The following is a 12898-nucleotide window of genomic DNA, read 5'->3' on the forward strand; positions in this document are numbered from 1 at the left end:
ACATTCAGTCATTGATGAGAACAATCATCGGCAGCCTTAGCCGCCTCTGGTTGAGGTACAGGTAGATTTTTTTCGGCGGGCTGTGGGTCGGGTTTAATTTTTTCCGCAAATTCGTTTTGCAGTTGCCAGCGCACAACGCGGTTTCGGCCCGATTCCTTGGCAACATACAACGCTTCATCGGCAAATTTGTTCAATTCGCTCGGGTCTTCCGGTTGGTCGAGGATACTGGCGACACCCAGACTCGCGGTCACCCAAGGGCCGGTTTCGTAACGGGCGACCGATTCGGATTTGATGCGCAACCGAATACGCTCCGCCACTGTAATGGCTTCGTCTACGCTTAGACCCGGTAACACGACGCAAAACTCTTCGCCGCCGTAGCGGCCAACCAAATCAATTTTGCGGGTGTTGTTGGTTAAGATTTCGGCGAGCAATTTGATGATGACGTCACCGGTGGCATGACCGTAATTATCGTTAACCCGTTTGAAATGGTCGATGTCGACCATAATGCAGCACAGCTCCAAATTGTTTTGCAGGGCATCGGCAAACGCCTTTTCAAACAGTTCGTTAAATGCTCGCCGATTCAAACAGCCGGTCAGAGAGTCCCTGGTGGCCAGAAAGTGCAATTCCTTGTTTTGTTCTTTAACTTGCGCCTGACTTTCCTCCAACTTGCTGACCATGATTTGCAACTTGGTATTGTGTTCTTCTATTTCGGTGATGTCATCCAGCGTGATCAACACGCCTTGAGGGGCGTCGTTGCCAGAAAGAATGGGCGATGCGTTGATCACAAATTTAAATGTGTCATTGTCAGGACTAGTCAGTTTCAGATGCGCGCCAATCGAACTTTTGCCGGTTTTTAAAACAGTTTGCCAGGGCAGGTAGACGTCGGTGGTCGAATCGTCCGCGCTTTTCCATTCTAATTGTGAGGCCTTTTTCCCTAGTAAAGCGGCCATAGGGCTGGTGATCTTTTTCAGAAAGGCATTATTGGCCAAGACAATTTGCTCGTACTCATCAATGATGATGACGCCCTCGGCCAGCGTATCGAAAGCCGCGTTGACCCGGTCGGGAATCACGGCGCTGGGGTCGAGTACTTTCAAGGTTCTGAGCATGAACGCCAAGTAAATAAAAAAGCCGACAACCAAAAAGAATATCGCCATTTTAAAACTGGGGTGTTCAAGAAAATCTGAGGCCGATTCTCCGGCTATCGGCGCGAATTTAAATTCAATATCCCCCCATTTTTCCGAGTCGCGAAAAATAGGCACCACCAAATGCGTGGACGTGGATTTTTGGCTATCGTAATCGGCCCATTCTTTAACGTGATCGTTGACTTGAAAAATTAATTGATTGTTTTGCAAGCGGATGCCGGCGGAGAGAATGTCCGGGTTTCTCTTGATTAAGGCATTGAGCATTCGCTCAATGCGGTGTGGGTCTTGATCGGAGGCGATGGTGGAAAATTGAATGGCTAGCGCTTCGCTGATTTGTTTGCGCGACTCCAGCATAAACTTGGATCTATCCGGCATGAAACCCAACATTTCCGCTGCAAACAGTAAGCAGATACTCAGCATTACTAAAGCCACGCTGATGCGCATTGCCGGCAATAAAACTCCAACCGCTTTTTTTAGGGCGTCCATGATCTTAAATGATGCGATGCCGGAATATTAAACCGAAACTCAAGCAAACAGTTTCTGATCATCACGGGGTGTCTTCAGAGCCGGAGGATACTGAGTCAAGCTCTTTGGCTTCATGGTCTTTTGCCAGCCTTGATTTTTTGACTGATCGCATTATAGGTAATGGATCAAAGCGTTTCAGTAAGGGCACCGTGGACATAAAGCTGGCCATTAGCGACCCAGCTCGCAAGATCCAGCTGACAAATCCGGCAGTCAGACCGGCGCTGGTCCCCAGGATGATTTTAATGTTTACCGGATTGGCGTCCTCTACGACCGTAGGGTCGCTCATTTGCTTGTGAATGTTTTCCAATCTGTTCCAAAACTCCACTTCTTCTTGCTCGCTTAAAGTCGTCTGGCTATCAATTCTGTATTCATCGACGGATGGAATTCTGGATTCAAAGTGGTATTTTCGGCTAGTTTCGTTCCTGCGTGGTTCTTCGTTTTTATTAGTGTCCATCAGTCCGGATAAGCGTGGGCTATTTCCATTATCAATCCATGCGTTGGATTCTAAGATAAATCGATTGTCTGTTGCCTGCTTATCTGGTGGTGATTCATGCGTTAATTGATCGGCATCGGGGGTTAAATCAACAATGACCGCAAATTGATCGGTGGATACGTGCTGACTTGCTGAAATATGTGTTTGAGCTTCGTCTCCCTGATTTTTATCATTCAAACCATTTTTTGGATTATACCTAATGATGTCGTGCAAAGTATTCGTCGTATCGTTAGATGCAATATAGTTAATCTTGGCGGCCATTGCGGTGGAGCCCGCTAATCCGTCGTTGACCGAGAGGCTAAAACTCGGCGCCGATTCATTGTTGCCGTCGTCGATGAATTGCACTTGGTTGGCGGTCAGCTGGGCGCTGGTAAAGCCGGTGATCGGTAATCCTGCACGGGATGCCAATTGGAAATACCCCCCCGTTACATCGCCGACCGTGTAAGTAAAGCTGTCACTATCCGGATCGGTTACCCCAAAATGGGCCGCGCTGAGCGTGACCGTTTCCCCCTCGCTTACCGTCAAGCCCAGATTATTGATGATCGGTGCATCATTGATACCGGTGTAGTAGATCGTCGCGGATAAGGTATTGGAACTGAGGCTACCGTCGCTGACCGTGACATCAAAACGCGGCGCCACTTCATTGCCGTCATCGACAAACTGCACCTGGCCGGCGGCCAGCTGAGTGCTGTTGAAACTGGTGACGCTGACATCGGGATTGGTGGTGAGTTGGAAATACCCGCCACTCACGCTGCTGAGCGCATAGGTGACGCTGGCGTTGTCGGGGTCCGTGACGCCGAAGTTGGCGGCCGAAAGGGTGACGGTCTCGCCTTCATCCAACGTTAGGCTGGCACTGGTCAGCACTGGCACATCGTTGAGCGAGCTGTAGTTGATGGTCGCGGCCAGCGTATTGGAATGAAGCGTGCCATCGCTGGCTGTAGCGTTGAAGTTTGGCGGAGCCTCGTTAGCGTCGTCGACAAATTGCACTTGATTGGCGGCGAGTTGCGTGCTGGAAAAGCTGGTGATAGCAATGCCGGGGGCCGTTGTTAGTTGAAAGTAACCCCCGGTCAGCGCGCTGATGGTAAAAGTGAAATCACTACTGTCCGCATCGCTGACGACAAAATCTGCGGCGCTCAGAGTCACCGTCTGGCCTTCGCTCTGGGTCAAATTGGTTGCACTGAGTACAGGGGCATTGTCGTTGAGGTTGGTTATATTGATTGTAAAGCTTTGGCTGTTAGTCGAACCGTCCGAACTGGTCGCCAACACGGTGATGCTGTGGTTGGTGGCAGACTCGTAATCGAGCAGACCGCCATCGGCAACCGTGACCACGCCGGTGCTGCTGTCGATGGCAAAACGGCCGCCGGCGTTGTCCGTCAGGCTGTAGCTGATCGTCGCCCCCGTGTCGGCATCGCTCGCTAACGCCGTGATGCCCACCACCGTGCCGTTGGCGGTGTTCTCGGCGATACTGTTGGCGGTGGCGTTGCTGTCACTGATCGCCGAGACCGGATTGTCGTTGAGATTGACGACCGCCAAGGTCACGGCCAGACTACTGCTCAAGGTGCCGTCGCTGGCGACGACATCGAAACTGTAGCTGGACTTGCTTTCGTAATCGGCGAAGGCGTTGAGGGTGACTGCGCCGCTATTGGCGTCGATGGTCAATAACCCGGCATCAGTACCGCTTAGACTCCACGTCAGCGGGTTGCCGTCGGCATCGCTGCCGGTGGCGGTGTAGACCACGGTGTTGATCGGACTGTTCTCATTGACGCTGGCACTGCCGCCGGAGCTGATCGCCGGGGCGTTGTCGTTGACGGCCGTATAATGGATCGTTGCGGCCAATGTGTTGGAATTCAACGCACCGTCACTGACAGTCATACTGAAACTCGGCGCCACTTCGTTGCCATCATCGACGAACTGCACAAGACCGCCACTCAAATCGGCACTGGTGAATTGCGTGATCGAGTTACCCGCCGCGCTGCTCAATTGGAAGTAACCGCCGCTGACGCTACTGACTGTGTAGGTGAAGCCGGCATTGTCGGGATCGCTGACGCCAAAGTTGGCCGATGACAAAGTAACGGTATCGCCTTCATTCAAGGTCAGCGACGCACTGCTGATGACCGGCACCTCGTTAACATCAGCCAGCGAGATGGTAAATGTTTTATCGACGCTGAGCCCGCCTGTGTCGGTCGCACGGATGATGATGTCGTGGCTGGTCGCGGCTTCATAATTAAGTAGACTGTCGTTAGCGACGGTGATTTGGCCGGTGTTGGCGTTTATCGCAAAACGTCCGCCTGCATCGTTGATCAGCGCATAACTCCAATTTTCCCGCAGATCGTTATCAACCCCCACAACCGAGCCTATGACCGTGCCAATGGCGGTATTCTCGGCGATACTTGCCAAGGCAACAGTGCCGCCTTCCAGGCGCGCATTGGCCCAAACACCATGATCAAAAGCGTTGCCGTTATTGGCGTTGTCGATAGCAAGCCTTAACGTACTGGCTCCGGTCACGTCGATGTTCAGGTCGATAGGTGTGCTGGTGGAGTTTAGAATAGGGCTGCTATAAGTCTGTACACCATCGACATATACATAAAACTGCACCTTGCCATACGAGCCGGTTTGGTAATCGTTGATGCCGATTGTGGCCTTGAACGATGTGGCGCCATTGACCGCATAGTCGACATAACCGTAGCCATTGCCGCTAGCGGCGGGATGAGTTCCCAAGCCACGGGCGTAGCTGACCCCGTCCAGGACAATGCCGTAGCCACTATGTCCGGTATCGAGGGTTAAGTCATACATTGATTTTGTCAAATAGCTCTGCTCAGACAGATAGCGGGTCGCGGCAATGTCCGTTGGCGCTTCGTTGGCGGCGGTATAGTTGATTGTTGCTGCCAGAGTATTCGAATTCGCCGAGCCATCACTTACGGTAACGCTAAAACTAGGCGCGACTTCATTGCCATCGTCAATAAATTGCACTTGATTGTTAGACAGTTGCGTGCTAGTAAAACTGTTGATGTTGAAGCCGGGGTTGGTCGTAAGCTGGAAAATACCGCCGGACACATTGCTGACCGTGTAGGTGAAACTGTTGTTATCCGGATCGGTTACGCCGAAGTTCGCCGCCGAAAGGGTGACGGTTTGGCCCTCGCTCAAGGTCAGACTGGCACTGGTCACAACCGGCGCGTCGTTGCTGGCAATAATACTGAGTGTGCCGGACACCACATTGCTGGTGCCGCCATCGCCATCAGTCAGATACCCTTGCAAGGTACGTACCAAATTTGACGGGGAGTCCGAGACATTCTGATAAGTAATGTTACGCCCCAAGGCCTGTGCTGCGGCCACGCTGGCGTTGCTGTTAAAGCTGATGACCAAAGGTGTCGTGCCGTCGGTACCGCCGGTGAAAGTACCCATTACGACCCCACCGTAGCTGACATTGCTACCCGACACGCCGATTTGTCCACTGGCCGTACCTTGGTTACGGATCGCCAGACGATCTTCTGCTTGGCCGTTGGCGCTAAACGAAACTACCAACTGGCCGCCGTTAAAATCTGTCGAGTCAGCATCGGTCACGGTCGCAGTGGGTGCCAATATCACGGCGCCGGCATTTTCCGGATAACTGACGCTGCCGGTGGCAAAACTCAACACCGGCGCGTCATTGACCGCCGCGACCGAGATGCTGCGCGTTCCAATGTTACTTGCCGTCGTGCCGTCGGTCACACTAAAGCTCACGGTGCGGCTGGCGGTGGACGGTGCATCGCTGGTGTTTTGATAGGTAACAGAACGCAGCGCAGTTTGGTATTGAGAAACGGTGGCCGTGCCGGATAAGGTCAGTGTGCCGGTGCTACTATCCCAACTGCCGGTGATACCGTTTTGGTTGGTGAACGCCAGTACGTCCTGCCCGCTGGCGTAGTTGCCGGTGATTTGTACTGTTGCCCCGCTTAGGTTGGTGTTGTCGGCATCACTCAATGCCAGCGTTGCGGTTATCGCCGTGGCGCTGCCATTTTCGGTGTAAGCCAGCGTCGTGCCTTCAGTGGCCGACAGGACGGGCGCATCATTAACGGCGCTGATATTGATGGTCAGCGTATTGGCCGTACTATCCAGGGTTTGGCCGCCGCCATAGTTACTGCCGCTATCGACGATACTGAATAAAAAGCTGGTTGCGTCCGTGCCATTGGCGGCCGGTGTGTAGGTCAATTTTCCGGATTGAATGTCCGCGGCACTGATGGCGTCCCACTCCTGCGCGGCAACACCGTTTAAAAACAAGGTGCCTGCGCCGGGCAGCGATTCGATCCAGACCTGGCTGAGATTGTTGCCATCGGCGTCGGTGAACGGAAAATCGGCGGCGCTAAAGGTGTAAGCCGTATCCTCAGTAACCGTGACGGAGTGGTCTTGACCCACCGGCGCGCTATCCGGCGTTGCCGTGACAATCGTATTGGAAAATTCCGAGGTTTCGTAAAAGGTCGAGTAACTGGAATCGGTGCGGGTCGCAGTGACGGTGATGTAATGACCAGTTGCCAAGCGGGCATCGGAAAAGTTAAATGACATGCTGACGCTGCCTGAACTGCCGACCGCCATGTTCAATGCATTCAGAAAGGTTCGTCCCTCGCCGCTGGCCGTGGTATCCGAAAAAACTTCGATGCGGTAATAGCTGTTAGCCGCGCCGTTGTAGGTGCCGCTAAACGTCAGATTCGTGCCATTCACGACCGCCCGGGTTAACACCATCGTGTTCAATAGGCTGTTCGGGCCGCTATCGACATCGCCGGCGTCGTTGGCGGTGGCACCATCGTCGGCCAGATCAATGCCAAGCCGGGTGTTGCCGTAAATGCTGTTCTCTAAAAACACGTTGCTGGAGCTAGCCCCTACAATCGTTATGCCCACGTCGTTGTTGGCGATGATATTGCCGGCGCCAGCCGCCGTGCCGCCGATCAAACTGCTGGTGGCGGAATTTTCAATAGCAACCCCTTGCATACCGTTCCCTAATGCAGTGACGCCATCCGCGCCAACCCCAATGTAGTTGCCTTGGACGGTAGTACCGGTGGTGCCGCTATCGCTGATATAGATGCCTGCTTCGGTGTTGCCGGCAATGATGTTGCGGGCCGATGCCGTGGTGCCGCCGATTAGGGTGTTGTCAGCGCCGCCGATCACGGAAATCCCGTCCCAACTGTTTGCCAAACTGGCATTGCCGGATACGTCGGTACCGATATAGTTACCTTGGACAATATTGTTGTCGGCGCTTTCGCCATTGATAAAAACGCCGGAGTAACTGTTACCTGAGATCAGGTTGCCGGCGCCGGTTGCCGTGCCGCCAATGGTGTTTCCGGACGATTCGATAGTAATACCGGAATTGGCATTGCCCAAGTCGATCATGCCGGAAATATCGGTACCAATATAGTTACCGGAAATGACGTTGCCGGTTGCCGAGCCGCCGGTCAAGGTAATACCCGAACCGCTATTGCCGGAAATGACGTTACGCGCGACGGCTGTTGTGCCGCCGATGGTGTTGTTGGCCGATTGCACATAAATACCGCCGCCGGCATTGGCCAGCGCGGCGGTTCCGGTGGCGTTGAGACCGATCAGGTTGCCTGCGATCAAGGTGTTGCTGGCAGGCGCTTCCAACTGAATCCCCACCCAGTTGGTGGTGCCACTGATGACGTTGCCTTCGCCGGCGACCGTTCCGCCGATGCTGTTACCGGCGGCACTAACCCAAACACCCTGATTGGCATTGCCGACTGCATTCGCACCGGAGGCATCGGTGCCGATGTAGTTACCCTTGATTACGTTGCCTGTGGTCGAGCCGTTGTCGGTATTCAAGCCGATACCAAGAATGGTATTGCCGGAGATCACGTTGCGATCCGCCGCCGAGCTGCCGCCGATGATGTTATTGGCGGAATTCCAGATGCTGACGCCCACTGCGTTGCCGGCGGCGCCGGTGCCTGTAGCGTTAAGGCCTATCCAGTTACCGGCAATGGTGTTGCTGCTACTGCCGGCGATAGTGATACCGCTGCCGGTAAAGTTTTGAATCACCAGGCCGCGGATGATACTGCCATCGCTGCCGCCGTGTAGCTGTATGCCATCTTGAATACTACCGGCGCCGTTCAAAACAATTGCGGGTTTGTTGGCGCTGAAGCTGTCGTCGCTGGTGGCATCCAGCACGACTTGACTCGTAATCGTCAAGGGTGCCGTCAGATTGATGGTATGCACCGACGAACCGCTGATGCCGAAGTAAATGTAATCCGTGCCGGCGGTATTGTTGGCGGCGGCAATCGCCTCCCGCAGCGAGATGCCATCGCCGCCGTCGCTGGCGATCAATGCGCTGATCGAACTGGTATTAGCCGAGGCGCTGATGATGTCCGAGGTGTTGGTGACAACGATGGCGCCGACGTGCACATCCAGAATATCGGTATCGATTAAAGTGCCACCCGAACCGGTATTGCCTTGATCGCTGGTGGTCATGGTCAGTTGCGCCAAGCCACGGTAATTGCTATCGGGCGTAAAGGTCAGGCCATTGTTCAGTGCGGTGTTGATTGCCGACACTGTGCCGGAATAAGTCATGCTACTGCTGCCGTTGGTGCCGCTGACCAAGGTCAAGCCCGCATTACTGGCCAGCGTCAAGCTACCGTGGCTGATGCTGAGCGTCACTTGCACATTGCTGGAGGCAGCATCGGCATCGGCAATTTGTAGGGCATTGCCATTGGCGCTGGAGAAGGTTTTGCTGGTATTGACGGCGGTGTAACTGTTGGCGGGCAGACTGTTGACCGGCGCATCATTGACCGCCGCGACCGAGATGCTGCGCGTTCCAATGTTACTTGCCGTCGTGCCGTCGGTCACACTAAAACTCACGGTGCGGCTGGCGGTGGACGGTGCATCGCTGGTGTTTTGATAGGTAACAGAACGCAGCGCAGTTTGATACTGGGCGACGCTGGCCGTGCCGGTTAAGGTCAGCGTGCCGGTGGTGGCATTCCAACTGCCGGTGATGCCGTTTTGACCGGTAAACGCCAGTACGTCCTGCCCGCTGGCGTAGTTGCCGCTGATCTGTACCGTGGCGCTGCTCAGATTAGCGTTATCGACCTCAGTAAGTACCAGGCCTGAGGTAATCGCTGTCGCAGCGCCGTTCTCGGTGTAAGCCAGGGTCGTGGCTTCGATGGCGGAAATGAGCGGTGCATCGTTGACTGCCGTTACTGTGATAGCCACCGTATCGGTGTCTGTTAAGGTCAGGTCCCCGGCGAGTGCGGCAATTTCCGCCCCAGTTAAAGCGCGGTTATAAATCCGTGCTTGGTCGATCTTGCCATTGAAATCGTAGGTAGTACCACCGTTTCCGTGCTTGCCGATAAAACTATTGGTTCCCTGATTGTAAGCGATGGATGTGGTGTAAGCGGTAGAGGCCACGACAACGCCGTCTATATAAACCGCTTGGGTATGAGCTACGCTGTCGATGGTGTATGCAACGTGGTGCCAGCCGGTACCGGCCAATGTCGTAGCCGTTTCGGTAAATCTGAACGTGCCGCTATCGACATAACTACCTTTGATTTTGCCGCCGGCATCCAGGCGTAATATCACGTTGTCGCCCAGCGAAATGACTTCTGCACCCCCCGTGTCGGCGGACGCCAAGTTTACCCAGGCCGCCAGGGTGACACTGGATGGCTGACCATAAAGCCCCGTAGTTTGCACATAACCGTCGCCAGCCAAGCTCAGCACATTGCCGCGGGTAGTGTCATTGACGGACGTGCCATTGACGACCGAGGCCGTGGAACCGGCCGCCGGACTGCTATCGGTCTCCAGTGCGCTAGTGTTATCGAAAGCGTAACGGCCCAAGAGGCCGGTATCGATATCCAAACTCAGGAGTACCGAGTCTTTGGTGGCTAATGTCAGCGTCGCGCTGCCGCTGTATTCGGCAGTGGGCATGAAACTCAAGCCATTCAGCGCCGTGTTGATGGCGCTGGCCGTGCCACGAAACCTCATCGTGTTGTCGGCGGTGCCGTCGCCGGCTACAAAGGTCAAGCCGGTGGTGCCGCCCAAGGTCAGCGTGCCGTTGGTGACCGTCAGAGTGATTTCGTTGTTTGCGCCGCCGGCATCAGCGTCGGTTATCGTAATCGCATTGCCATTGGCCGATGAGAACACTTTGGCCGTGTCCTCATTCGTCGTTTGTGCTGCGGGTACTGTATTCACAGGCGCGGTGTTTATACTTGCTTTGATAGATACCGCACCTATCGACCAATCGGCAGCAAGTAACGCTGAACCGCTCATCGTTACTGAGCTCGCGCCTTCCGCCACGGAAGAGCCTGCCTTTGCCGTAGACAATAGGGGAGAGCTGCTCCATTGCGAAGTTTGCCCGGTACCCGTAGTATCAGCTGAAATAGCTTTCCAATACTGCACGTCGATAACCAAATCGCCAGTCGCACTGGCGACATTCACCGTGCCTGATCCTCCCAACAAACCGGTGGTGCCGGTGTTGCCAGCGTAAGTACCGTAGGGCGTCGATTGGTTAACACCGTTAAAGGTCGATGCACCCGCAGCAGCTTCTGTATTTCCGGTAAATGATATAACGACGTTATCGGTTCCCTCTGTGGGGTTGACCAACGCCCAAATTTCGACAGCGTGATTGGCTGCTGTGCGCCCTACGCGGGTGAGATCGGCGGTACCGTATTTAACGCTGTTGACCCCAGCGCTGCCGTCATCAATGGCAATCTCGACAAATAGTACCCGGTCGAAGCCGGCACTGACCGTATGCGACCACGTCAGTTGGTTGGTGCTGGTGCTGCTGGTGGATGTCACTGTGCCATTGGCAGTCACCGCCATCAAGCCAGTCCATTCGCTTTGACCCGCCGTGCTGACTACAACTTCGGTTTCGACGTCGCCGGTTTGGTATTCAAGTAGCCAGTCCCCTCCCAAATCCGCACTGCCGGTGGTATCTTCCGACGCCGCGACGTCGATATTGGTGATCCCGGACAGATACTCGACAAAGCTCTGCCCAAATTGCGTTTCCGCGACATTGCAGCCGTAAATCAGAATATCGCCGTCGATATTGAAGGCATCTCCCCAGGCGCTGATGTCGGTCTGGTTTTGAATCAAGGTATCGAAATTGAGTTGACTGTTGCCTAAATTCAGGCTGCCGTCGCTGCCGTGGGAGATGATATGCACCGCGTCCAGATTGTCGCGCTCGCCCAGAATCTGCGTGATTTGTTGAATGCCGTCGGCGCTGCTGTCCAGCGTAATGATTTCCAGATTACGGTTGGAAACGTCGCTGCTTTTGATATCGTTTATTAGCGATTCGTAGCCCTGGACGCGGGTATCGACAAACACGATTTCATTTCGGCTGGTCTCGCTGGCGCTGGTTTGCGCGGGGGGCTGTTGGGTGTCGGCGGGCGGCGTGGCATTGGTGTAGGTTGCGTTGGGATCCATGAGCTGTTCGGTCAAAAGCCCCTCGATGCCGCCGGAGAACAGCTGTCGAGATTCCAACTCTTCCAGAATCGGTTTTGAGTGGTAGTGCTTGAGATGTGACTTTGAATTCATGGGCGTTGAAAGTTGCAGTTTGACCGATGCGCATGGAACGCCGTTGGCATCGAATGCCTTAGATGCTGCTAGAGTTTAGCGACTTCGCTTTAATTATTCTGTGATTGCAGCAAATAATCCGTAATAGAACACAGATAAGCCTGCTCAAAATGTGCAGTGGTTAAGTGTCGGAGGGTATATGGAAAAAATGGAGCGCTTGTGGCTTTTATTAGACCCACTCTTAAATACCGATCACCCCTCAAAGAGCAAACCAGCTTGAGTTTCGACGACCTCAGCCCGAACGGAATACCGGTAGTTTCCCTACTACAGCTCAGGTTTCCGTTCTATACTTCCGCTTGATTTAAACACTGTCTAATTTGGAGGGACGCCCTTGCTTGATCCTGCCGAGATCGATTCGCAAGCAGATTTGATCGAACACACCTTGCAAGAAATCAAAGGTTTGGTTTCTTTGCCCGAGGTATATCAGAAAGTTAGAAATTTGATCGACGATCCCCATTCGGATATCGAGCACTTTGTCGAAGTTGTGGCCAGCGATCCCAACTTAACCGTCGCCGTGTTAAGAGTTGCCAACAGCGCTTTCTTTGGTTTTCCGGGAAAGATCGACAGCTTGAGTCGCGCCGTCAATATGTTGGGCATCGGGCAGTTACATGACTTGGTGCTCGCTACCTCGGCGATTGCCTCGTTAAAATTGCCCAATGACATCATGCCGCTGAAAACCTTTTGGCGGTTCAGCTTGTTCTCGGCGGTGTTGACCCGGTTGTTGGCAAGCCAGCTAAAATTCCCCAAGAGCGAACGCCTGTTTGTGATTGGTTTGTTGTATGAGATAGGGCATCTGGTGCTTTACGCAAAGCACCCTGAGTTGGCGAAACGCGCGATGGAACTGTCCCGGCATAACAAGGAATTACTGCACATCGCTGAACAAAAACTGTTGGGTATGCATTATGGCGAGATCGGTGCCAAACTGATGGCGCAATGGTGTTTGCCGGCGCATTTTCAAGACATTGTGCATTATCAGCCCACCCCTGACCTTGCTCCGGAGCAGCGCAGGGAAACCGCACTACTGCATCTGGTGCGGGCCTGTGCCGAAAAATACATATCCGGGCATATGCGCGCAATCGAGGAGAGCGTATCCGCGGACATTTGGGATATTTTGCAACTCAATGCCGAACAGCTGGCAGAGACTGTCGAACAAGCTTTAAAAGCCGCGACTGAGATGGAAAAGCTCATGTTCAATTAA

3 protein-coding genes are annotated in these 12898 nt (G+C 53.9%); 1 reads left to right on the forward strand and 2 read right to left on the reverse strand.

Annotated features, from left to right (window positions below; all coding sequences use genetic code 11):
* Window positions 1-8 precede the first annotated feature (8 nt).
* Window positions 9-1628: a diguanylate cyclase gene (locus ACH5Y9_RS01305; protein ID WP_445368228.1), complete on the reverse strand. Its 1620-nt coding sequence runs from the start codon at window positions 1626-1628 to the stop codon at window positions 9-11.
* A gap of 61 nt (window positions 1629-1689) precedes the next feature.
* Window positions 1690-11661, reverse strand: a complete 9972-nt coding sequence (locus ACH5Y9_RS01310) for a cadherin-like domain-containing protein (protein ID WP_445368229.1) — start codon at window positions 11659-11661, stop codon at window positions 1690-1692.
* A gap of 370 nt (window positions 11662-12031) precedes the next feature.
* On the opposite strand from ACH5Y9_RS01310, the gene ACH5Y9_RS01315 reads away from it, so the two are divergent.
* Window positions 12032-12898, forward strand: a complete 867-nt coding sequence (locus ACH5Y9_RS01315; RefSeq protein WP_445368230.1) for an HDOD domain-containing protein — start codon at window positions 12032-12034, stop codon at window positions 12896-12898.

It is taken from the genome of Methylomonas sp. BW4-1, from assembly GCF_052474385.1.